This is a genomic window from Nitrospirota bacterium (assembly GCA_040757335.1).
Classification (GTDB): domain Bacteria; phylum Nitrospirota; class Nitrospiria; order 2-01-FULL-66-17; family 2-01-FULL-66-17; genus JBFLXB01.
Genome location: JBFLXB010000001.1, coordinates 273,956 through 297,866 on the forward strand (window position 1 = coordinate 273,956; position 23,911 = coordinate 297,866).

Consider the following 23,911-nt stretch of genomic DNA (forward strand, 5'->3'; position numbering starts at 1 on the left):
CTGTGCTGGACCGGATCGTCGGCATCGAAACCGAGTACGGGCTGCTGAGCCACGCCGATCAGCGCTTGCGAGCGCCCGAACGGATCGCCCACCGGCTGAGGGACTTCATCTTTCACGAAAAGCGCCTCGGCCTCATCGACCTTCACCATCGCGATTACGACGAACCCGTGGGCAACGGAGGGTTCCTGCTCAACGCCGGCCGCTTGTACGTGGACATGGGGCACCTGGAATACGCCGGTCCCGAGTGCGCCACGCTGGCCGACGCCGTGGCGTACGAGCGGGCCGGCGACGTGATCGTGCAGCGGGCGTTGGAAGAGGTGGGGCTCGCCGAGCGCGCGTCGATCATCAAGAACAACATCGACCACGAGACCGACGCGACGTTCGGGTCGCACGAGAACTACCTCGTGCGTCGCTCCTTTCCGTTTACGCGTGAGGGCCTGGATCAACTCGTGCCGTTTTTGGTCACGCGCCAACTCTTCGCCGGCGCGGGTCGGGTCGGGGCCGCGCGCGTGCCCTCCGGGTTGGTGCGGATCAGCGATGAAGTGGAGCGGCCCGACGCGACCTTTCAGATTTCGCAGCGGTCCGACCATATCGTCAACGAATTTTTCCAGTGGGTGCAGGGCAACCGGGCCATCATCAACACGCGCGACGAGCCCCTCGCCGACCCGGAACGGTTCCGCCGCCTGCACCTCCTGCTGGGAGACTCCAATCTGTGCGAGGTCGCCATCGCGCTGAAAATCGGCACCACGTGTCTGGTCCTCCAGTTGATCGAGGACGGCGTGAGCTTCGCGGATTTGACGTTGCCCGACCCGGTCGGCTCGTTGCACGCGATTTCTCGCGACGCGTCGCGCCGGTGGCTCGTGGAGTTGAACGACGGGCGGGTGATCTCGGCCATCGACATTCAAGAGCGGTACGCCGAGGCGGCGCGTCGCTATTACGGGCGCGATGAGGAGATGGACTGGGTCATCGACGAATGGCAACGCGTGCTTACCGATCTCCGGGGTGACTACGAAAAGCTCGTCGGACGGCTCGACTGGGCGTCCAAGTTGTGGATGCTGGAATCGTTTCGAGAGGCCGAGGGCCTCGACTGGGACGCTCCCTGGCTCAAGAGTCTCGATCTGGAGTATCACAACCTGCAGACGGCGCAGGGGTTGTACTTCGCGTTGTCGGAGGAAGGACGGGTTCACCGCTACATCACCGACGACGCCGCGGAGTTGGCGGTGGCCCACCCGCCGCGTAACACCCGTGCGTTCGGACGGGGTGAGGCCATCAAACACCTGATGGCCGGCGACGGACGATACGTGATCACGTGGTCGGGGCTCATGGTGGAAGGGCGGCCGCCGCTGCGGATGCCGGACCCGTTTCTGACCTACAGTGGCGCCGTCCTGGATCATTTCACGCAGCATAATCCCCGTTGATGGCACCAACGCAGTTGGTATCCCGCCGGCCCGCCCCGCTTGCCGCGTGGCTCAGCCTGATCGTTTTCGGTGTCGCGCTTTATCTGCCCAGCCTGCGTTTTGCGAGCTTCCACTACGACGACGCGAACGTGATCGTCGAGAATCCTGCCGTTCACTCGTTGCGGACGCCCAGCCGGTTCTTCACGGACGGCGGTACCGCGATGGCCACCGCCCAACGACACGAAAAGGGAGATGTCGTCTACCGGCCGCTGTTGACGCTCTCGTTCGCGTTGGACTACGCGCTCTGGGGACTGGATGGTCGCGGGTATCGCGCCACCAATCTTGTCGTCCATCTGGCAACGGCTCTGATCGCGTTTGGATTGGCGCAACGTTTGGGGGTCGGTCTTCTGACGGCGTGGCTTGTTGCGACCGCGATGCTGATTCATCCCGTGCACGTCCAGATCGTGGACTACGTTTCGGCCCGTTCATCCGGGCTGTCCGGAGCCTTGACGCTGGGCACCGCGTGGGCGTATGCCGCATTTCGTCGGGGCGGCTCCCCGTGGTCGTATCCGCTCGCACTAGGACTGGGATGCGCAGCCCTGCTGACGAAAGAGCCCGCCGCTGCGCTGCCCGCTCTACTGCTGTTGACCGAGGCGGTGGGACACAATCGTGGCTGGCGGGACATTCGCTGGCGACCCTTGGTGCCGTTTATTCTCCTTGTGATCGCGTTTGTGTGGATCCGTTCCGTCGTCCTGCACCCCTTCAGCGAACCGGACCCTCGTCCGGATCGATCCGGTCTGCTCGGTTTGGTGTGGACCGCATGGCGCCTCGCAGCCGGCTATGTCCAGCTCTGGGTCTTCCCTTGGCCATTGTCGCTTGACCATCCGTTCGCCGTGACGGAGCCGGGCTGGGACTTGAGGACGTTCGCAGCGATGGTGGTCCTGCTTGCCGCGATCACGATGATCGCGTGGGGCGTTGTTTCCGGCCACCGGGTTTGGGCCTTCGGTCCGCTCTGGTTTGTGATGGCAGTGGCGCCTTCCTGCGTGCTGCCCTGGATCACGACGCGCGCGCTGTTGTTCGAGCAGAGGGCGTACGCGGCTGATTTCGGACTCGCGTTGCTCACTGCGCTGACGGCGGTCTGGTTGCTCGAACGGCTCCAAGGCGTCCGGCGCGTCGCGGTCGTTGCTGTGACGGTGGCGGTCTACGGTATCTGGGCCGTGGCGACGGTGGTGTACGCCGAGACCTGGAAAACGCCGCTGACCGCCTGGGAACATGCGGCGCACGCTTTCCCTGACAGCGTGACCGCGCAATACAATTTCGGGGTTCAACTGCGCGCGGTTGATCGGAACGACGAGGCGCTGGAGGCGTTTGAGCAGGCGCGGGCGCTCAACCCCCTCTTAAAAGACATTCATCGTCAAATCGAGGCCATTCGCCAGGGACGAGGCGGATGGGTGAACGTCATTACCGAGCACGAAGCCCTGGTGCGCGAGGATCCCTCCAGAGAATTTGCCTGGTTCAATCTCGGTGTGGCCTACCAAAAGGTCGGTGAGCGCGAACAAGCACTCAAGGCTTACCGCAAGGCGCTCGCCTTACGTCCGTCGCGCGTCGCCTCCCATATCAACCTGGGGGCCATCCTCGTCGACCTCGGACGAACGAACGAAGCGATCGAAGCGTTTCAAGGAGCGCTGGTCGTCGAACCCTCCTCGATCATGGCGCGCTATAACTTGGCGGCCGCCTATCGAGGGGCCGGCCGCAGGGAGGACGCCAAACGAGAGTACGAGACCCTTCTGAAACTCCTGCCGGATACGGAATCCGGGGAAGGATTCCGGGCGAGCGTTGAAATCGCCATCCGCGAACTGAACGCGGAGCGTTCCTGAGAAGCCACGCGATCGAGCCATCGCGTCGGCCGTACCGTTTCGTGTCTAGAACCGGTAGCCGACCGACAGTCCGATGCCTGGAAACGCCCCGCGCATCCGCGAGTAGAGGATCTCCCACTGCAGGATCTTCGGCCCGTCCAGGTGGGTGTTCAGACCGATCCCCAGCGCGTAGTACATCCTGGATGCCAGGGTATCGTCACCCTCCTGTCCGAACGTGTCGAAGCCGAATCGGCCGGAGAGAAAGGCCTTCGGATACCGGTCAACCGGGTGATACTCGAGCACCCAGTACACGGGAAGGTAACTGAAGACGTTGCCGCTGTCCTGCCCCTGCCAGAAATCCAGCTCGAAGCCAGGGCCGCCCTCGAGCTCCCAGGGGAGGGGCGAACGCATTTCGCCCGAGAGCCCGATTCCGACGCGCGGATCGTCGGGACCCCGCGTGGTGACGATCCCGCGCAGCACGATATCTTGATCGTCCGGCTGAGCAGGGGTCGCCTGGGGCTTTGGTTTGGGAGCGGAGGGGGCTTCGGGGACGGTTGACGGAGGCGGCGTACTGGGCGGGCCTTCCTCCGCCCACGCCGAAATGGCGAGGCCCCATCCGGCGATCAGGAGCAGTACGGCGAGGACCTGGCTCACGCGCGAGCCGGGGATTCGTAACCGTCCGGCTCTGCAGGGTCGGGAATCGTCGTCGTTTCGAACAGGTCTCACAATCGGGAGTACGCGGCCGGTCACGCGCACCGTCCCGGCCCATCGAACGATCGCAAGCGTAGCATAGTTCTCCCGGCAATGATAGCGGTTTGCGCCTTGAGGCTTGTCGCAGGCGATGTTATAATCGCCCACTTTCGCGAAGCGAGACCGCGCCGTCGCCGTTCGATCACTCGATGCCCACAACCGCCGCTGCCGCTGCGTTTCACACGAGCCGAGGTCCGCAACGGATCGTGTGTCTCACCACCGAAAGCACCGAGATTCTGTACGCGCTGGGTGCCGGCGACCGGGTGGTGGGGGTGAGCGGATACACGGTCACGCCGCCGGAAGCGCGAAATAAGCCCAAAGTTGGCGCGTATACCACGGTGGATATCGAACGGGTGATGGCTCTTAAACCGGATTTGGTGGTCGCATATTCCGACCTGCAGGCCGAAATTACCGCGTCGCTGGTCCGGCGGGGAGCGACCGTGTTGCACCTCAACCAGCGAAGCGTCGACGGGGTGTGTGCGGCGGTCGATCTGCTGGGCCAGGTGGTGGGGGCGCAGCCCGCGGCCACGGCGTTGGTGGACGGCATCCGCGGGGAGTGCGCCGCCGTGGTTCAAGCGGCGGCGGTCCTGCCCCGCCGGCCGCGCGTGTACTTCGAGGAATGGGCCGAACCGCTGATCGCGGGGATCGGTTGGGTCAGTGAAGCGATGACCCTGGCCGGGGGCGACGACGTATTCGCTGATATCAGCCGGTGCGGAGCCGCCAAGGACCGCGTGGTGGCGCCGGACGAGGTGCGGCGCCGGAACCCCGACATGATCTTCGCTTCATGGTGCGGGAAAAAAGTTCGCAGGGATCGGATCGCGACCCGTCCCGGATGGGGCGAGATCGAAGCCGTGCGCACCGGCCACGTCCACGAGATCAAGTCGGCCCACATCCTACAACCGGGTCCCGGGGTAGTGAAGGGCATGAAACGGATGGCCGACCTGATCGCCGCTTGGTCGATGGAGCGAGTCGGGGAGGCGCGTCCGGCGTGACCAACCCCCCGATCGTGAGCGCCGTCGGACTGGTGAAGCGCTTCGGCAAAACCACGGCGGTTGACGGCTTGTCCCTCGAGGTCTACGAGGGCGAGGTATTCGGCCTGCTGGGCCCCAACGGCGCGGGCAAGACCACCACCATGCGGATGCTCATCACGCTGTTGCAACCCGATGCGGGGGAGATCGTGGTGGGCGGGGCCCGCGTCAAGGACGACGCCGAACGCGTGCGGAGCCTCATCGGCTACATCCCGCAGGAACGGGCGATCGACCGCGCGCTCACGGGACGGGAGCACGTGGCGTTGTTCGCGGACCTGTACCATTTGCCCAAGGCCGCGGGGATCGAGCGTGCCCGGTGGGCGTTGCACATGGTGGGGCTGACGGACCGGGCCGACGAGGTGGTGATGAACTACTCCGGCGGGATGAAGAAACGCCTGGAGATCGCGTGCGGCTTGATTCATCGGCCGAAGATCCTCTTCTTGGACGAACCGACCCTGGGCCTCGACGTGGAGAGCCGCACGTTGATCTGGCGCCACATCCGGGAGCTCAAAGCCCAAGGCATGACCATGGTCATGAGCACGAACTACCTCGACGAGGCGGATCAGCTCTGCGATCGTCTCGCGATCATCGACCACGGAAAGCTCGCGGCGCTCGGCACGCCGCGGCAGCTCAAAGAGAGCCTGCAGGGAGACGTCTTGTCGCTCACCCCTGACGGCGCGGACAACGCGCTGCTGGAGCGGCTGACCATCGCGCTCAAGGGGCTCGACGGCGTGATCCAGGTCGCGCGCCGCAACGGCTCGCTGGAGTTACGCGTGACGCCGTCGAAGACGATCCTCACTCGCGTGCTCGACGCGGTCAACAACCAGAGTGCGCGACTGGAAGCGATCCAGTACACCCGGCCGAGTTTGGAAAAGGTTTTTATTCATTACACGGGGCATCAGATCAAGGATGAATGGGAATGAGACGGTGCTTGGGCGGTGCTCGTTGTCGGTTGCTGGTTGGTAAAGCCCTGCAAATAACACACAACAAACAACGAACAACGATTTCCAGGTGACCATGTCCCCCTACCTCCAAGAAGTGACCGCCATGACGCGGCGTTGGTTCCAGCGCTTCCGGCGCGAGCCCCTGAGCATTGTCTTCGGGCTGACCCAGCCGGTGTTGTGGCTCGTGTTGTTCGGAAACCTGTTCAAGAACGCCACGGCCATCACGGGGGTACAAGCGCCGAGCTACATTGCGTTCATGACGGGCGGCGTGGTCGTGATGACCGTGCTCAACAGCGGGCTGGCCGGCGGAATCGAGATGCTGTTCGACAAGGAAAACGGTTTTCTGGAGCGGTTAATGGCCGCGCCGATCAAGCGCAGCGCGCTGATCATCAGCCGGTTCCTGTTCGTGACCATTATCACCGGCCTGCAGGCGTTGATGATTCTCGCCATGGCGTTTCTCTTCGGCGTGCACCCCGCCACCGGGTGGCTCGGCGTCGCATTGATCCTGGTGATCGGCATGATGCTCGGCATCGGATTCACCGCGATCTCGTTGGGTCTGGCCTTCTCGATGAAGGGGCACGGCGGGTTTTTTTCGGTGATGGGGTTCATCACGCTGCCGCTGATTTTCATGAGCAGCGCCCTTGCGCCGCTGGAAATCATGCCGGCGTGGCTCGCGTGGATCGCTAGGCTCAACCCCATGACGTACGCGATCGACGCGGTGCGCGGGTTGATCCTGACCGGCTGGCACATCCACATCGTCAAAGTGCTGGTCATCCTGGCGGTGTTCGACGCGGTGTGTCTTGCCTGGAGTAACCGCATCCTCCTTCGGGGCATGAGATAGCCTGTCCATGAGCGGTCATCTGCTGCGTTCTCGGGCGCGCGGCAATCCTCACGTACGACACAGTACGCTCCGGTTGCCGCGCGCCCTGCGGCCTTGCATCTGACGCGCTCCTGAACAGGCTCCGTGTCCGATGTTTCCGCGACACGGTCGAGACAAAGACACAAGAACATCTCATCATGTCCTGGATCTCCGTTTCGCTTCGAGTCAAGTCTGAGTTTGCCGACATTCTGGGGGAGGCTTTGATTGCGCGGGGCAGTGCCGGCGTTTGGGAGGCGGAACCGGGGTGGATCACGGCGTATTTCCCGGCCACTGCAGACCCGAGGGCTGTTAAAGCGTTACTTGAGGAAATGTCCGTATCGTTCGGACAAGGCGATTGCGTGATCTCGCCGGTCGACGATCAGGACTGGATCGCGACATGGAATGCGAGCGTGACTCCGCTGCGCGTCACGCCGCGGCTGACGATCGTGCCCAGTTGGAGCCGTTATGCCGCGGAGCCGGGGGAGCGGGTCGTGATCCTGGATCCGGGGATGGCGTTCGGCACCGGGCACCATGAGACGACCGGGATGTGCCTGGAGCTGCTCGACGAGCGGCTGCAACAGGACGATCATCCCACTGTGTTGGATCTCGGTACCGGGTCGGGCATTCTGGCCATTGCTGCGGCGCGGGTGGGCGCGGGGAGGGTCGTGGCGTCGGAGATCGACCCTGAGGCGCGCGAGACCGCGGCGAGCAATGTCGAAGCCAATGCGGTGTCCGCCACCGTGTCCGTGGTCGATGCCGAGTCAGGTTGGAAACGCGGCCCGTACGACCTGATTGTCGCCAACCTGACGGCTGATGATCTGCGTGAGCTGATGCCGCAAATCAGCGCCGCACTCGCCCCAACGGGGGAGGCGATCCTCTCAGGGATCCTGGTCGAGCGCGAAGCTGTAGTTGCTGATGCGCTGGCCACGGCTGATCTGCGCGTGATCGCGCGCAAGGAGGCCGGGGAGTGGGTGGCGCTGCACGTCAAGCGAGCGAGTGCCGCTGACGTTGCTGCGCCACGTGAGCGGTAGCCTGCGGCCTATGGGATGGCGCGCGGCACGTTGACTTCACCCGCCCGGCGTGATACAAAACCCGGCGTGTTTTCGGCCGCGCATTGGCCGGAAATTCTGACGATCAGACAAGCGGGAATAGCTCAGCGGTAGAGCATCGCCTTGCCAAGGCGAGGGTCGCGGGTTCAAATCCCGTTTCCCGCTCCAAATCTCCATCTTCATGACGCCCGCGGTGTCCCGCCACGGACCGCCAAGTCCTGGGGTCCCCCCGTCCTCGCTTGAACACCGAATGGTTCTTTCGGTCATCGTTCGAGATGGCAGGGCGATGAGCCGATCTTGTCCGGCGGATCAACGCCTGTTGAGTGGCGTGCTGGTCCTCCTCTGCGCAGGGGTCGGTTGTGACCGCTCCAATCCCAATGATCTTGAGCAGCCTCCCTCGCGGCGGAGCCGCGAGGGTCGAACATAACGGCTATTATCTTAGCGCGCACTGGAGTCACTTCCTTCGCTGATGCCTCCTTTGGTACTATGGGGCACGCATCTTAACCGAGAAGGAGTCCGCTTCGATGTCGTCTGATCCCAAATCCAGAAGTCGTGTCATCACCGACGGCCGCGATCGCGCGCCGGCTCGCGCCATGCTCAAGGGCATCGGGTTTACCGACGCTGATTTGGCGCGGCCCATTGTGGGCATTGCGAATACGTGGACCGAGACCATGCCGTGCAACTACGGGCTGCGCGACTTGGCGGTCCACGTCAAGGCCGGGATTCGGGCGGGCGGCGGCACGCCTATGGAGTTCAATACGATTTCGGTTTCCGACGGCGTGACCATGGGCACCGAGGGCATGAAAGCATCGCTCGTCAGCCGCGAAGTCATCGCCGACTCGATCGAGCTGATGGGCCGCGGGTATCTGTTCGATGCGATGATCGTGTTGGTGGGGTGTGACAAGACCATTCCGGCCGGCGCCATGGCGCTGATCCGCCTCGACGTCCCTGGCGTCGTGTTGTACGGCGGGTCGATCCAGCCGGGTCACTTCCACGGCAAGGACGTGACGATCCAAGACGTGTTCGAGGGCGTGGGCGCGAACGCGGCGGGCCGGATGAGCGACGCGGATCTCAAGCTGCTCGAAGACTCGGCGTGTCCGGGCGCAGGCGCGTGCGGGGGGCAGTTCACGGCCAACACCATGGCCACGGTGATGGAGTTCATCGGCTTGTCGGTGATGAACACCGCGAGCGTGCCCGCGATCGATCCCCGCAAGGAGAAGGTTGGCATCCGCGTGGGCCAGGTCGTGATGGACATGCTGCGGCGCGATCTGCGACCGAGCAAGATCCTCACGCGAAAGGCGTTGGAGAACGCCATCGCGTCGGTGGCTGCGACCGGAGGGTCCACCAACGCGGTGCTCCACTTGTTGGCGATGGCGCGCGAAGCGGGCATTCCGCTCACGATCGACGATTTCGACGTGGTCAGCGCACGCACGCCGTTGATCGCGGACCTCAAACCAGGCGGCCGGTTCGTGGCCGCTGATCTGGATCGCGCGGGCGGGATTCCTCTTGTCGCGCAGCGCCTGGTCAAGGCCGGACTGCTCGACGGCTCGCAGTTGACGCCAACCGGCAAAACCGTTGCCGAAGAGGCTGCGGGCGCGGTGGAGACGCCGGGGCAGGAAGTCCTCAGGCCTATCGACAAACCGCTCAAAGCCACGGGTGGCCTCGTCATCCTGAAAGGCAACCTCGCGCCGGAAGGCTGCGTGGTGAAAGTCGCGGGGCACGAACGCCTGGTGCACCGCGGACCCGCGCGTGTGTTCGATCGGGAAGAAGATGCCATGGCCGCCGTGACCAAGCGCCAGATCCGCGAGAACGACGTGGTAGTGATCCGCTACGAAGGCCCCAAGGGCGGGCCCGGCATGCGCGAAATGCTGGGCGTGACCGCGGCCTTGTTCGGGGAAGGGCTCGGCAACAGCGTGGCCCTCCTCACCGACGGTCGCTTCTCCGGCGCCACCAAAGGGTTGATGGCTGGCCACGTGGCCCCCGAAGCCGCGGTGGGTGGGCCCATCGCGGCGGTGCGCGAGGGCGACATGATCACGTTCGACATTACCAAACGTCGCCTCGATATCGACGTTTCCGGCGATGAGTTAAAGAATCGCTTGAAGTCCTGGAAAGCCCCCGAACCGCGGTACAAGACCGGCGTGTTTGCGAAATACACCGCCTCGGTCAGCTCCGCGTCGGAAGGCGCGGTGACGCGGGTCAAGGGGTAGCTTTTCGATCGTCTTCGTTGCCGAGCCGACGGCATCCAGCCGTCGGCGTTCGTCCGGAGTCAGGCATCAGGCCGATCTACTATCCGGACGCTGATATGAACGACCATGCGAAACGTGTTGCCCGTTTTTCACGCCCGCGGTCCGCTGCCTGCCAACGAAGGAGGAACCGATGACGCGTGACCTCAAACGTGGCAGCAGCGGTAGCTTCCTGATCTTCTGGCTAGTGCTGGCAGGATTCTTTGTTACTCAATCGCCGTCACGGGCCGAAACCGGGGCTGCCGACGGCAACGGGCAGCACCGCTCTAACCAATCGTGGGAACAGCGACTCGCGGACCAGGTCTCAGACGAATACGCGGCGGAGGGCCGCGCAGGGCATCGTGAGCAAGTCGAGGCCGCGATGCAGCGGTTGATGGAAGAGATTGCTCAAGGAGGCGGAGGTCATGGACATCACGCACCCCAAGGCGCGTTCAGTCGGACCGGTGCGATGCAGCAGATGGACCGGAGCTTCTTTCTTGGCCCGTCCAGCAAGGGGGAAACCGTCACGGCAGGCGGGCATTGCCCCAAATCAGCGCCGAAGAAAGAGTTCGATATCTCGGCGATCAATGTGGAGAATCCGCTTAATCGGTGGATGGACTTCCACCCAGGCTACATGTACGTCCTGACTGAGAATGTCGACAAGGTCCGCCGGGAAGAGAGACTCAATCGGAGCGCACGCGCAAAGGGCGGACGGTTTGATCCGGGATCAGCCACCACAGGCCTGCAGACCGATATGATCCAGCCATTGGCGATCCGGGCCAACCAAGGTGACTGCGTTGAGATCCTGCTTCGAAACGCCCTCGATGATGAGGACGTCGGTCTCCACATTCACGGCACGAGCCTGATCGTCAAGGTGACGGGCCAGCCGGCGACCGCGGTCAATCCTGATTCCACGGTGAAGCCTGGGAGGAGTCAGACTTTCGAGTGGTTTGTCCGTCCCGCAGAGCAAGAGGGAAGTCACATGTTTCATAGCCATGTGGGAGTCGATCAGACCCTACTTGGGATGTTTGGGGCACTCATCGTGGAGCCGACCGGTTCCACATATCTCGATCCGCTTACCGGACTCGAGACGACGAGCGGGTGGCAGGCCATGATTGCAAATCCGCAGACCCCAGATTTCAGAGAGTTCGTCATCTTCTACCACGAAATCGGAGATAAGAGCTTTCGGGTGCTCAATAGGCACGGGGAGACAATTCCGGGGCGTGACCCCAACACAGACGCATACAATCCATCGGGCAGGGCGCTGAACTATCGGAGCGAACCGTTCGGTGTCAATAATCTTGCGCTGCAGGAAGAGTATTTTCACTTTGAGGACGAATCGCTTTCGTACAGCGCCTACACGTTTGGGGACACTCCGGCGCCCATACCTCGTTCCTATGTTGGCGACCCAGCGAAATTCCGTGTGATCCATGGCGGAGGACAGGTCTTTCACTCACACCACCCGCACGGCGGGGCGATCCGTTGGCTACGCCAGCCCAAAGCCGATACCAAGGCGGCTGAGATCATGACCGCGGCCCAAGACGGCCCCGTGAAATATCCGGTCATTCGGACCACGTCCGACCGAGTGGACGCGCAGGTCATTGGGCCGTCCGAAGCGTTAGACCTGGAAACCGAGTGCGGATCGGGACTATGCCAGGGATTGGCGGGCGATTTTCTCTTTCATTGCCATGTGGCGCACCACTATGTGGCGGGCATGTGGTCCTACTGGCGCGTGTACAACACACTTCAGACGGGAAACTACCCCTTCGCGAGCACCGATACCATGCCGCCGCTGCAGGAGCTTCCGGATCGCAAGAGCCGAATGAAGCCTGCAGTCACTTCGGACAAACTGATCGGCCAGACCATGGACTGGTACGACAAGAAGTGGAGCATCAGGGACACAGGGTCCGATTGGTCGAAACCCATCCCAGACGTGTCGCTGCGCGATTGGGTCGCGATGATGCTCCCGCCTGCGGGACAGCCGGGACATACGGCCGATGAGGAAGGCCAGGTCCGTGCCCATGACGCCACAGTGTGGGACTGGACCTGGGACGGCGCCAAAGCGCTGGGAGAACCCGAAGTGACCGGCCGGTTCCCGTGGCCGAAGTACAGATCCCCGATGCCGGGAAGACGTCCGCCGATCTTGTTCGATCAGGAGACCGGAAAGCTCGCGTGGCCGCACTTCAAACCGCATTTCGGAAAACGCCCGCCGTTTGCGCGTCATCACGGCCCTGCGCCGTGGTTGGAACCGATTCACATGGACAAGGACAATGGCTCATTGCCGACCGAGCCCGGGAGCAAAGGCGGACCAGGGCAAGAGACCAACCAACCGGCGAAACCAGGGGAGCACGGGCGGTGGAGCCTGTGTCCGGAAAACGCCGGCCGTAAACAGTACACGGTTCACTTTCTTGAGACTCCAATCCAGTTGTCCCAGGCTCTTGGCGCCGCGAAGCCGGTGGTTGATCCCACAGGTCTTTTGTATGTCTTGAAGGAGGACGAGGCCGAGGTTCGGGCGAATCCAGCGAGTGACAAGACGATTCCCCTGGTGTACCGGGCCAATGTGTACGACTGTGTGGACGTGATCCTCAAGAGCGAGTGGGAGGACAACGACACCACCAATTTTCAGATGTCCAAGGTCAATATTCACCCCCATTTTATTCAGTTCGATAATCAGGGATCAGACGGGGTGATCACCGGTTTTTCGTACGAACAGTCGGTTCGTCCGTTTATCCAGATGAACAAAACGAAGCAGAAGGGCTTGCCGACGCCGATGAACGCGGTCTTGGTCGACGATGTGAAGGCAGGCGCGAACACCATCAGAGTCAAAATGGCCGACGGCGCCAACCCCTTTCATGTTGGGACAGACTTGATGATCGGCATGGACGAGGTCGAGACGTCCGAGGTGTTGTGGATAAAGGACATTCAAGGCGATGCGATCACGTTTGCGGAGCCGCTTCGGTTTGATCATAAAAAGGGCCAGATCGCGTCCGTAGAGTTCGTCCGGTACCGCTACTGGGTCGATGCGGATGTCGGGACCGTGTTTTGGCACGACCACGCCATGGGTATGACGACGTGGCCGCATGGTGCTGTCGGCGCCATGATTGTCGAGCCGGTGGGCGCCACGTATCACGATCCGAAAAGCGGGGCTCCGATTCGAAGTGGCCCTGTTGCCGACATCCATTCGACCGAGCCCATCGGTTTCGGTGTGAACGGGAGCTTCCGCGAGTTGGTAGTGATGCTGCAGGACACAGTGCCGACCACGGCTCAGATCGTCACCGATGGGAACCCACCTGGACAAACGCTCCAGGTCGCGATTGACGCCGGACAATCTCTGTCATTCCAAATGCCCTATGATTTGGATCGGGTCGCGGTCAGGCATCTCAACGGTGGGACGCACACGAGCGGCAGCGGTCTGAACATGCGCGCCGAGTCCGTGGCCCGACGACTCAAAATCAATTCCGAACCTTCATTGGTGTTTTCAAGTGTTGTTCATCGGGATCCGAGTACGCCGATCCTTCGGGCATACCTTGGAGACACCATCGTGTTCCGCCTGCTGCATTCAATGATGAATGAATCGCACACGTGGCATGTGGCTGGCCACGGATTTCGGCCTGAACGTTATGCCGAAAAATCGGCTCCCCGCAACGCCCAGCACGTGGGGATTGCGGAACGGTACGATCTTGTGACCACTGCCGGAGGGCCACAGCAGATGGCTGGCGACTACCTTCACTACAACGGTCGCTCGTCGCATCTATCGGAGGGCAGTTGGGGTATCGTTCGCGTGCTCGACAGAGTGGCGCAGGATCTCAAACCGCTTCCCGGGCTGGAGGAGGTTGCGCCTTCAGCGACCTCTGTGTGTCCTGTCGATGCGCCAGTGAAGACCTTTAACGTTCTCGCAGTAGATCGGGAACTCAACTACAATTCCAAGGCTCCAAGGTTCATCGACGGCGAGTTTGACCGCCAGCTTCAAATCGCCAATCCGGCGGGGAAGCTGTACATGCTCGAGGGTGAGGCGAGCAGGGCGTCGACCGGTATTCAACCGATGCCCCTGACCTTGCACGTAAATGTCGGCGACTGCGTCAACGTGACCCTCAAGAACAACATGAAGTCGAGCAGGGCCTCCTTCAGCGCTGATATGTTGGCGTTTGATCCCAAAGACTCTCAGGGCGTCAATGTGGGGATGAACCCGGGCGATCAGACCATTGGTCCGGGCCAACGCAGGACCTACACCTTCTACGCTCACCCCAGCTACGGCGAGACTGCGGCATTGATTCGGGACTGGGGAAGTTTTCTCAACAACGTGCGGGATGGTTTGTTCGGCGCGATTATCGTTGGTCCGCGTGGATCCACTTACCGGGATCCGACGACCGGATCGGATGTCACGCTCAAGAACGCCTGGCAAGTGGACGTCATCGTTGACCGCTCAATACCCGAGAATCGCGAACGGTCCAACTATCGCGATGCGTCGCTCTTTTTCCAAGACGAGGACAACTTGCGCACGTCGTTCATGCCCTATGTTTCTCAAGTAGCCGGCCTCACCGGTGTCAACTACCGCGTCGAGCCATGGGCATGGCGTGAAGAGAACGGATGTCTGGCTGCCAATATGTTTTCTGCGTGCGTTGTGGGTCAGCGTGAGCTTGCGACACCGACAATCGTGGCGCACGCCGGCGACCCGGTCCGAATTCATGTTTTCGGCGCGTTCAACGAGCAAAATCATGTTTTTAGTCTGGATGGGCATGAGTGGCCATTGGAGCCCAAGATGCCGGGAGCCGACATGATGAGTAGTCTGCAGTTCGGGGGAAATGAGACGCTAGATGTGTACTTGATGGACGGCGCCGGCGGGCCATTCCATCTCCCTGGGACATATCTCTGGCAGAACCATGTCCCGCCCTACACGATGGCCGGCCAGTGGGGATGGTTGCGGGTGCTGCCGGTTGGCTCGCGCGAAATCTTGCCGCTGGCTTTGGGGCAATGATATGCCGTTGATCCGCCTCGATAACGTCTCGCTCGCCTACGGCCCTCGTCCGCTCTTGGAGCGGGCTTCGCTGGAGGTTCGCCGTGGGGAGCGGGTGTGTTTGGTGGGGCGCAATGGCGAGGGGAAGTCATCGCTGCTGCGTATTTTGGGCGGGGAGGTGGCGCCGGAGTCGGGCACGGTGTGGGTGAGGCCCAGCACGCGCATCGCGCACCTGGCGCGGGATGTGGCGCAAGACAGCCATGAGAGTGTGTTCGACGTGGTGGCGGGCGGTTTGGCGGAGGTGGGGCGGTTGCTTTCGGACTACCACCACGTAGCCGCGGAGCTCGCGCACTCGCAGAGCGACGCTGCGGTGCGACGCCTGTCCGGGCTGCAACACCAATTGGAAGCGCTCAATGGGTGGGAGTTGGAGCAGCGCGTGCAGGACGTGCTCGTCCGCATGGACCTGGACGGGGAGGCTGCGATGCACACCTTGTCGGGCGGTCGTCGCCGACGCGCCATGCTGGCGCGGGCGCTGGTGTGTGAACCGGACGTGCTCTTGCTGGACGAGCCCACCAATCACCCCGACATCGAGTCCATCACCTGGCTGGAAGACTTCCTTGCGGGCTACGCGGGTGCGGTGCTGTTCGTGAGCCACGACCGGGCGTTTCTCAAGCGCCTGGCCACGCGCATCGTGGAGTTGGATCGCGGGCAACTGAGTTCGTGGCCGGGAAACTACGACGACTATCTGACGCGCAAGGCCGAAGCCATCGAAGTCGAGGAGCACCACAACGCGCTCTTCGACAAGAAGCTGGCGCAGGAGGAAGCGTGGATCCGCCAAGGCGTGAAGGCGCGCCGCACACGCAACCAAGGCCGGGTGCGCGCGCTCGAAGCCCTGCGGGAACAACGACGACAACGCCGCGATCGCGTGGGCACGGCCAAGGTGAAGTTGGAGGACGCGGAGCGATCCGGGCAATTGGTGTTCGAGGCCGAAGATGTGACCTTCAGCTACAGCGACACCGTGGTGATCCGGGATCTGACCACGCGCATCATGCGCGGGGACCGGATCGGGCTCATTGGGCCCAATGGCGCCGGCAAGTCCACACTCATCAAGCTCCTGGTGGGCGAACTGGAACCCACGAGCGGCCGTTTGTATCGCGGCACCAATCTGGAGGTGGCCTACTTCGATCAGCAGCGCGCCCAGCTCGATCCCACGGCCCTGGTCATGGATAGCGTGGGCGCGGAGAACCAGATGGTCACGGTCAACGGCCGGCTGCGCCACGTCACCGGTTATTTGCAGGACTTCCTGTTTCCCCAGGACCGTCTGCGCTCGCCGGTGAGTACGCTCTCGGGGGGCGAGCGCAACCGCCTGCTTCTCGCAAAGCTCTTTACCCAGCCCGCGAACCTTCTGGTTATGGACGAACCGACCAATGATCTCGACGTGGAGACGTTGGAGCTGCTGGAGGAAGTGTTGCTCGAGTGCCAGGGTACCCTGTTGCTGGTCAGCCATGACCGCGCGTTCCTGGATCACATAGTCACGAGCACATTGGTCTTTCAAGGCGGGGGCACGATCGGGGAGTACGTGGGCGGGTACTCCGACTGGGTGCGCTCGCGGCAGGCCAGGCTCACGCCATTGTCGGTGTCTCAACCGAAAGTCGTCAGCCGGGCCCAGGGCATGCCGCGATCCCCTGAAAAACGCGACGGCAAATTGAATAGGCTTTCGTTCAAAGAACAGCGCGAACTGACTGGTTTACCGGCGAAGATCGAATCGCTTGAATCCGAGCAAGCCACGCTCTACGCCGCGATCAGCGAGGCGGCCTTCTATCAGCAACCCGCAGAAACCATCTCCACGACGCTCGCGCGACTCGACACCGTGGCCCAGGAGCTTGAGGCCTGCTACGCGCGGTGGGAGGCGCTGGAAACCCAGGCCACGGCGGCCGATTGCACATGAACACGCGGTGCATCGTGAGTCCGCAGCGTACGTCGCGGTGACCACGGGACGTGGGGCGGGGGTTGGGCCATTGACGGCCAACCTCCTCAAACGGTATAAAGCGCTCGCCACCGCGAAGGGCCGTCGCGAGTCCGGCCTGTTCCTGGTCGAGGGGCACCGGGCCATCAAGCAGATCATCGCGAGTCGCCCGGACGCGATCGTCGAGATCCTGGCAACCGAGGAACTCGCTCCGCGATACCGCGGACAAGCCGTCCGGATCGTCAGCCAGCGTCAATGCGAGTCGATCTGTTCGACCAAGACACCGCAGGGAGCCGTCGCGGTGGTTCACCAGCCGGCCAATGTCGACGCGGATCGTCTGCCCGAACCGGTGGGCACGCACGTGTTGCTGTTGGAGGACGTGCAGGATCCCGGGAACGTCGGCACCTTGGTGCGTACCGCGGCGGCGTTCAACTACTCGGGCGTGGTGCTGAGCGACGGGTGTGCGGATCCGTTTTCGCCGAAGAGCGTTCAGGCCGCCAGTGGGACCGTGCTGTCGGTCTGGATTCGGCGGACCCGGACGTATCTGGGTCTCGTGAAGGCGTTGAAGGACTGCGGGTATCTCGTGGCCACGGCCGACGTCCACGGGGAGGACGAGCCATCCGTCTTGCGTGACCGAGATCGGTTGTTGTTTGCGATCGGCAACGAGGCCTCGGGCCCGTCGCCCGCGTTGATCGCGCTGTCCGACCATCGTTTCAGAATTCCGGTGCGCGGGGAGCGGGCGGAGTCATTGAACGTAGCCGCGTGCGGCGCAATCGGCATGTACCTGAGTTCACGGCTCGCGTGAGCCACGATGGCATTTCAACCATTGGACCGCGTCCGGCGGGACCATCCGTCCCCGCCTGAAGACAGGAGCGTGATGAGCACCAAACCCAAAACTCAGAACATGGCGTTGTTTTGCGATTTCGAGAACGTGGCGCTCGGCGTGCGTGACGCCAAGTACGCCGAATTCGACATTCAGAAAGTCTTGGAACGCCTGCTCCTCAAGGGCAACATCGTGGTGAAGAAAGCCTACTGCGACTGGGAACGGTACAAAGAGTTCAAGAAGGTCATGCACGAGGCGGCGTTCGAATTGATCGAGATCCCCCACGTTCGCCAATCCGGGAAGAACTCGGCCGATATCCGGATGGTGGTGGACGCCCTCGACCTCTGCTACACCAAGGCGCACGTCGACACGTTCGTGATCCTCAGCGGCGATTCGGACTTCTCGGCGCTGGTCAGCAAGCTGCGAGAGAACAACAAGGTGGTGATCGGGGTGGGGGTGAAGAAATCCACGTCAGACCTGCTGATCTCCAACTGCGACGAGTTCATCTTCTACGACGATTTGGTGCGCGAAGCCGAAAAGCAGCGCCGCGCCGCGCGTCGGACGGTCACCGCGAAAGCGACGCGCAAGGCCGCTCCTCTAGAAGAGGAAGACAAGAAGCGGGCGGCGCTCGATCTCGTCCTCGATACCGCGGCCGACCTGTTCGAAGAGCGGGGCGAAGAAGAGAAGGTCTGGGGCTCCATGGTCAAGCAGGCCCTGAAACGACGCAGTCCGGGCTTCAACGAGGCGTACCACGGATACCGTACGTTCGGTGAGCTGCTCGAGGACGCGCAGGCACGCGGGTTGCTCTCCCTCGAATACGACGAGAAGTCGGGCGGGTACATTATCAAGAGTCTTGCAAAGGAGTAGGCCGTCGGAGCGGGGCGGATTGTCGGACGGTTTCGTCGAACTCGTCGCGCGCGTCCATGCGGACCTCGCTTGACCCACCACCCACTCGCGGTCTATTCTGCGTAGTCGTCTAACAACGCCCGACACGATGCCGAACCGTCAGAAACGACCGATCAACAAGTTGTTCATTGCCAACCGCGGCGAGATTGCGTGCCGGACCATCCGCACGTGTATGGAAATGGGCATCACGTCGGTGGTCGGGTACTCCGACTGCGACGCGCTCTCGTACCACGTCCGAATGGCCGATCAAGCCGTGCACCTCGGCCCCTCGCCGGCCAAACTGAGTTACCTCGACATCGGCAAGATCATCGACGCGGCGCGGGCGACCGGGTGCGACGCGGTCTTCCCCGGCTACGGGTTCCTGTCCGAGAACCCGGACCTTGCGCGCGCGTGCCGCGCCGCGGGGCTGATCTTTGTGGGGCCCAGCGCGGACGTTATCGCGTCGATGGGCGACAAAATCGCGACCAAGGACACTCTGGCCGCGGCCAAGGTGCCCGTGATCCCGGGCCTCAAGCGGGTGACGTCCGCGCAACAGATCGTGGACTTCGGCCACAAAGTCGGCTGGCCGATCATGATCAAAGCCATTGCCGGCGGCGGCGGGCGGGGGATGGTACGGGTGGATACGCCGCAGCAGGCGCCCAAAGCGCTCGAGCACGCCGTCTCCATCGCGGGGAAGCTGTTTGCGACGGAGGGGGTTTACGCGGAGAAATACATCCGCAACGCGCGCCACATCGAGTTCCAGTTCATGGCGGACCAACACGGCTCGGTGATCCACCTCGGCGAGCGCGAGTGTTCGATCCAGCGCCGGCATCAGAAGTTGGTGGAGGAGGCTCCGTCCACGTTCCTGAACGACGAGCTGCGCCGGGAGATGGGCGGGGTCGTGGTCAAGGCCATGAAGGAGATCGGGTACGTGACCGCGGGAACGCTCGAATTTCTGGTGGATCCCGAAATGCGGTACTACGCGATCGAGGTCAATCCCCGCATCCAGGTCGAGCACACGGTGACGGAAATGGTCGCGGGGCTGGACCTCATCCGACTGATGATCCGGACCGCGGCCGGCCAGCCGCTGACCGTGCGCCAGGAGGACATCGTCCTGCGCAGCCACGCGATCCAGTGCCGGGTCAACGCCGAAGACCCCAAGAACCACTTCGCGCCCTCGTTCGGTACAGTGACCTATCTGCGCCAGGTCAGCGGCCCGTTCGTGCGCGCGGACACGGGGATTTACCAGGGCTGGGAGATCCCGCCGTATTACGACTCGCTCATCACCAAGATCTGCTCTCTGGCGAAGGATCGGACCACGGCCATCGAGCGGATGTGGCGCGCGCTCTGCGAGTACGAGATCTGGGGGGTCAAGACCACCATCCCGCTCCTCAAGAAGATCATGGTGCACCCGGACTTCGTGGCCGGCCGGTTCGACACCGACTTTATCGACAAACACCTCGACGAACTGTTGGATTACGTGGAGGAGGAGGACGAGCTGCTCAGGCTGGCGCGGTTTGTCGCGGAAATCACGGCAATAGGGAGGAATCCCTATTGCCGCTGAGAGCCTGTCCATGAACCTGAACGCGCCGAGGGCGCGAACTCTAATCGACCCGAAGGGACACTACAGGTGGCGAAGCAACGGTCATCTGCTGCGTTGCCGCTCTCAAGATGCCACGGCCGCCGCACCGTCTCGGCGGCGCTCCTGGCTTGGCGCCACTTCTTCGTGGCGCCACTCGCCTCACGTACGCAACCAGTACGCTCCGCTCCGGTGCTCGCGGCGCCTTGCATCTGACGCGTTCCCGAACAGGCTCCGCTTCGCGGTTAGCTGGGCAGGATTCTAGCTCAAATGACTCGGACACGTTCAAAGACCGCGTCGGCACAGACGGTCCATCCCAGCTTGAGCCCCAAAGAGAACGTCGCCATCCTCCGGCGCGATCCGCGGATCCATTTCACCAACACCGGCCCCCGCGACACAGGCCAGAGTGATTTCAAGAACCGGCACACGCTCTACGATCTGATCCGACTCGCGCCGATGTACAACCGTTCGGGTTACTTTTCGGTCGAGAATCACGGCGGCGCGCGCTTTCACCAGAACCTGCTGCAGAACAAGATCGACCCGTTCGAAGAAGCCGCGTTGTGGAAAGAGCGGATGCCCGACGTGATGACGCAGACCTTGGTGCGTTCGACCAATCTCTGGGGCTACCGCATGTACCCGCGCAACGTGGTCACGTTGTCGGTCAAGGCCTTCCTGCCGTACGTGGACGTGTGGCGGTGTTTCGATTTTCTCAACTACGTGCCCAACATGATTCCCATTGCGGAGGAGGTCATGAAGGGCGGAAAACTGTTCGAACCCGCCATCTCGTTCTCGGTGTCGGACGACTGCACCAACGCCTACTACCTCAAAGTCACCAGGGAGATCCTGGCCGTCACCGGCGGGGCCAAAGAGATCATTCTGTGCATCAAGGACATGGCCGGGGTCGGCTCGCCCAAGCGCATCGCGTCGCTCGTGGACGCGCTGCTGAACAAGTACCCGTCGCTGGTCATCCATTACCACCGCCACACCACCGACGGCTTGGCCGTACCCGCGCTGGTGGCCGCGGCCAAGGCCGGGGCCAAGATCCTGGACGTGACCGACGACCCCTTCACGCGCTACTACGGCCATGCGCCGGTGCGGTCGGTGAACGCGCTGCTGCAGGAGCAAGGGCTCCAAACGAAGCTGGATCTGACCTGGGTCGACGAGGCCGGACGCACGATCACCGACTTCATCGGCTACTACCAGGAATTCGAGTCGCAATTCCGGGGCTTCTCGCACAAGGTGACCGAACACCGCATGCCGGGCGGGGCGTTTCCCAGTTCATTCGAGCAGGCGGTCAAAGGCGACTTTCTGCACCTCATGCCGCACATCCTTAGGGGGATGAGCTACGGTAACCGGTTCATCAAGTACTTCGACGTGACCCCGGGCTCCCAGATCACCTGGACCACGTGGGCGGGCATCGTGCAGTTCCACTTCAAAGAAGGCGGGTACAAACAGGTCGAGCACCTATTGGAAGTCTGTGAGCGGTTCATCGCGGCCGGACAGCGCCTCAACAAACTCACGCCCCCGGAACGCGAGGTGCTGCTGGGTCTCTACGCGCGCGCCACCGACGATCTCAAGAGTCTGCTCCTGGGCCGCTACGGACCGCTGCCGTTCGGGTGGCCCGACGACTGGGTGTACCAATCCGTGTTCGGCGATGGGTGGCGCGAGCGGGTCAAGAGGGAACGGATCGAGGCCTCGCCCCTGGCGAAGAAGAAAAAAGAAGACATTGCCGCGCTCGAGCGGGAATTGGAAGCCAAGATCAACCGCCGCGCCACGCCGCAGGAATTGGTGCTGTACCTGCAGCACCCGGGAGCGACCGTGGATTTCATTGCGTTTCGCCGCAAATACGGCAACACCACGGTCCTGCCCACGCCGGTCTGGTTCGACGGGTTGAAGGAGGTGGGCACCGAGGTCCGCATCGATCACCTCGGAAAACCCACCACGTTCAAGCTGGTGTCGATCGGGGGAGAGGCCGCGGGCGTGCGGCACGTGGTGTTGGCCGTCAACAACACCATGCACGTGTTCCCTGTCGATATGCCGGACCATGCGGGTCGTCCCAAAGTTGCGGTGCGCCTGGCCGATCCAGCGGTCAAAGGCCAGGTCGCGTCGCCCATGATGGGCAACGTCTGGCGGATCGGGGACAAGAATCGCAGCCTCAAGGTGGGCGACATCGTCAAAGAGGGCGAAGAGATCATGAACCTCGAGGCCATGAAGATCGAGACCGCGATCCTGGCTCCGATGCACGGGGTGATCCGGGAGATTCCGGTCACCCTGAACCAGGCTGTGGTGGAGAAACAGTTGCTGATGGTCCTTGGAGAGATCCCGTGGGCGGAGCGCAAAGGCAACCCCCCCTCGTCGCGCGGCGCTAAAAAGGCCTGACGCTCACGACCCCGTCTCTCAGGGAAACGCGATACCTCGCTGTCTCTTACCAGGAGGGAGAGAGTATGACACGCCGGGCCGCTCTTCTGATGTTCGCCGTGCTCACGGTCGGTTGGCTCGCGGGGTCGCGCGCGGTGGGTGCCGAGACCGCGTACGAACTCTGGGTGCTTGATCAGGGCACGAACTCGCTGCTTATCTACGACGGGACCAAACTGGCCGCCCAGGCTCAACCCGAACGCATAGACCTAGCGCCGTTCGGCGGCGCGAAGCCGCACATGGTCGTGTTTTCTCCGAAACAGGATTATGCGTTTATTGCGAATGTCGCGTCGGGCCACGTGTACGTCATGCGCGGGTCGGACCGCAAAGTCGTGTTCAATGAGGACCTCGGCCAGCAGGCGCACGCCGCCGTGCCGTCTCCCGACGGGAAGCGCGCGTTGGTCGCGAATCAAAACGACAAGAAGCTGACCGAGATCTTGACCGACTACGGCAAGGGCGCGTTCCGGGTCGGACGGGTGTTCGATCTGGAGCAGGCGCCCGAGTTGGCCGATGCTGCGGAATTTCCGGATCGGGCGCCGATCTGTCTGATGTTTACGGCCGACGGATCCAAAGCCTACGTGACCCTCCGCGGCGGCGGAATCGCGGTGGTGTCCTTCCCCGCGGACCAGGCTGCGCCGGCCAAGGTGACCAAGGCCTTCGGTAAGGTGAAAGACGGCATCGAGGCCAATGGGTGCGGCACGTTGCGAAGCGCGGACGGGAAACGCATGTATGCGAACTCGGGATCGGCATCGGGTGGGAAGTTTTACGTGTTCGACGCCGCCAAGGATTCGCTGATGAGCTCGTCCGCGCTGACGGACACCGGGCGCGACGCACACGGCGTCGCGTTGGCCGGCGGCCACGTGTGGGTCGCGAATCGGTCGGACGACAACGTTGCGGTGCTCACCGGCGACGGAAAAGTGGTCGCAAAGATCGACGGCGTGGGCGACGCCCCGGATCTCTTGGACGTCTCGCCCGGCGGGGATCGCGTGTTCGCCACGCTGCGGGGGCCCAAACCCGCCACCGGCACGCACGATGTGGCCGGCAAGTCGCCCGGGGTCAGCGTGCTTTTGGTTCAGGGCGGGGGCAAGGCCGCCAAACGCGAATTCATCATTCCGATCGGCGATCAGAGCGCCGAGTCTTCCAGCGACCCGCACGGCATCGCGGTCCGCAAGAAGAGCGGTTAA

The 23,911-nt window shown here is 62.8% G+C and carries 15 protein-coding genes and 1 tRNA gene; 15 read left to right on the forward strand and 1 reads right to left on the reverse strand.

The genetic code is table 11. The features are described 5' to 3' along the window. The first annotated feature begins 2 nt into the window (after positions 1-2). Positions 3-1,418 (forward strand): proteasome accessory factor PafA2 family protein, encoded by a 1,416-nt coding sequence (locus tag AB1451_01295; protein MEW6681549.1) that lies wholly within the window; start codon positions 3-5, stop codon positions 1,416-1,418. Next, on the forward strand, positions 1,418-3,274 hold the full coding sequence (locus tag AB1451_01300; GenBank protein ID MEW6681550.1) for a tetratricopeptide repeat protein: 1,857 nt from the start codon (positions 1,418-1,420) through the stop codon (positions 3,272-3,274). The genes AB1451_01295 and AB1451_01300 overlap by 1 nt, the downstream gene beginning before the upstream one ends. Positions 3,275-3,319: 45 nt before the next feature. Here AB1451_01300 and AB1451_01305 read toward each other — a convergent pair whose 3' ends face one another. Then, a complete protein-coding gene (locus AB1451_01305) occupies positions 3,320-3,907 on the reverse strand; it encodes a hypothetical protein (protein ID MEW6681551.1) in 588 nt (195 codons plus the stop codon). 245 nt (positions 3,908-4,152) lie between these two features. Between AB1451_01305 and AB1451_01310 the strand changes: the two genes are divergently transcribed. The 13 genes from AB1451_01310 (at position 4,153) to AB1451_01370 (ending at position 23,911) form a co-directional block, all read left to right on the forward strand. Then, positions 4,153-4,995: a cobalamin-binding protein gene (locus tag AB1451_01310; protein ID MEW6681552.1), complete on the forward strand. Its 843-nt coding sequence runs from the start codon at positions 4,153-4,155 to the stop codon at positions 4,993-4,995. After that, positions 4,992-5,954, forward strand: coding sequence for an ATP-binding cassette domain-containing protein (locus tag AB1451_01315; protein MEW6681553.1), 963 nt, complete (start codon positions 4,992-4,994; stop codon positions 5,952-5,954). Before AB1451_01310 ends, AB1451_01315 begins: the two co-directional genes overlap by 4 nt. A gap of 94 nt (positions 5,955-6,048) precedes the next feature. Further along, positions 6,049-6,816 carry an ABC transporter permease gene (locus AB1451_01320; GenBank protein MEW6681554.1) on the forward strand — a complete coding sequence of 256 codons (768 nt, stop codon included), beginning with the start codon at positions 6,049-6,051 and terminating at the stop codon, positions 6,814-6,816. 176 nt (positions 6,817-6,992) lie between these two features. Beyond that, positions 6,993-7,865 (forward strand): 50S ribosomal protein L11 methyltransferase, encoded by an 873-nt coding sequence (gene prmA, locus AB1451_01325; protein ID MEW6681555.1) that lies wholly within the window; start codon positions 6,993-6,995, stop codon positions 7,863-7,865. A 111-nt stretch (positions 7,866-7,976) separates the two neighbouring features. Further along, a tRNA-Gly gene (locus AB1451_01330) sits at positions 7,977-8,051 on the forward strand. Between the two features lie 356 nt (positions 8,052-8,407). After that, a complete protein-coding gene (gene ilvD / locus AB1451_01335; protein MEW6681556.1) occupies positions 8,408-10,090 on the forward strand; it encodes a dihydroxy-acid dehydratase in 1,683 nt (560 codons plus the stop codon). Between the two features lie 169 nt (positions 10,091-10,259). Next, positions 10,260-15,080, forward strand: coding sequence for a multicopper oxidase domain-containing protein (locus AB1451_01340; protein MEW6681557.1), 4,821 nt, complete (start codon positions 10,260-10,262; stop codon positions 15,078-15,080). Between the two features lies 1 nt (position 15,081). Next, positions 15,082-17,007 (forward strand): ATP-binding cassette domain-containing protein, encoded by a 1,926-nt coding sequence (locus AB1451_01345; protein MEW6681558.1) that lies wholly within the window; start codon positions 15,082-15,084, stop codon positions 17,005-17,007. Positions 17,008-17,014: 7 nt separating this feature from the next. Beyond that, positions 17,015-17,830, forward strand: a complete 816-nt coding sequence (locus tag AB1451_01350; GenBank protein MEW6681559.1) for an RNA methyltransferase — start codon at positions 17,015-17,017, stop codon at positions 17,828-17,830. Between the two features lie 72 nt (positions 17,831-17,902). Continuing rightward, the gene (locus AB1451_01355; protein MEW6681560.1) at positions 17,903-18,715 is read left to right on the forward strand and encodes an NYN domain-containing protein; all 813 of its coding nucleotides are present in this window, start codon (positions 17,903-17,905) and stop codon (positions 18,713-18,715) included. 127 nt (positions 18,716-18,842) lie between these two features. Then, the gene (locus tag AB1451_01360; GenBank protein ID MEW6681561.1) at positions 18,843-20,297 is read left to right on the forward strand and encodes a biotin carboxylase N-terminal domain-containing protein; all 1,455 of its coding nucleotides are present in this window, start codon (positions 18,843-18,845) and stop codon (positions 20,295-20,297) included. 285 nt (positions 20,298-20,582) lie between these two features. Next, positions 20,583-22,691 (forward strand): biotin/lipoyl-containing protein, encoded by a 2,109-nt coding sequence (locus tag AB1451_01365; GenBank protein MEW6681562.1) that lies wholly within the window; start codon positions 20,583-20,585, stop codon positions 22,689-22,691. Positions 22,692-22,756: 65 nt separating this feature from the next. Next, complete coding sequence (locus tag AB1451_01370) at positions 22,757-23,911, forward strand: YncE family protein (protein ID MEW6681563.1); 1,155 nt, start codon at positions 22,757-22,759, stop codon at positions 23,909-23,911.

Bases quoted from the DNA above. Each gene is read 5' to 3' on its own strand.
- AB1451_01300 (MEW6681550.1), top strand. From the start codon at position 1,418: ATGGCACCAACGCAGTTGGTATCCCGCCGGCCCGCCCCGCTTGCCGCG.
- AB1451_01310 (MEW6681552.1), top strand. From the start codon at position 4,153: ATGCCCACAACCGCCGCTGCCGCTGCGTTTCACACGAGCCGAGGTCCG.
- AB1451_01320 (MEW6681554.1), top strand. From the start codon at position 6,049: ATGTCCCCCTACCTCCAAGAAGTGACCGCCATGACGCGGCGTTGGTTC.
- prmA (MEW6681555.1), top strand. From the start codon at position 6,993: ATGTCCTGGATCTCCGTTTCGCTTCGAGTCAAGTCTGAGTTTGCCGAC.
- ilvD (MEW6681556.1), top strand. From the start codon at position 8,408: ATGTCGTCTGATCCCAAATCCAGAAGTCGTGTCATCACCGACGGCCGC.
- AB1451_01340 (MEW6681557.1), top strand. From the start codon at position 10,260: ATGACGCGTGACCTCAAACGTGGCAGCAGCGGTAGCTTCCTGATCTTC.
- AB1451_01345 (MEW6681558.1), top strand. From the start codon at position 15,082: ATGCCGTTGATCCGCCTCGATAACGTCTCGCTCGCCTACGGCCCTCGT.
- AB1451_01355 (MEW6681560.1), top strand. From the start codon at position 17,903: ATGAGCACCAAACCCAAAACTCAGAACATGGCGTTGTTTTGCGATTTC.
- AB1451_01360 (MEW6681561.1), top strand. From the start codon at position 18,843: ATGCCGAACCGTCAGAAACGACCGATCAACAAGTTGTTCATTGCCAAC.
- AB1451_01365 (MEW6681562.1), top strand. From the start codon at position 20,583: ATGACTCGGACACGTTCAAAGACCGCGTCGGCACAGACGGTCCATCCC.
- AB1451_01370 (MEW6681563.1), top strand. From the start codon at position 22,757: ATGACACGCCGGGCCGCTCTTCTGATGTTCGCCGTGCTCACGGTCGGT.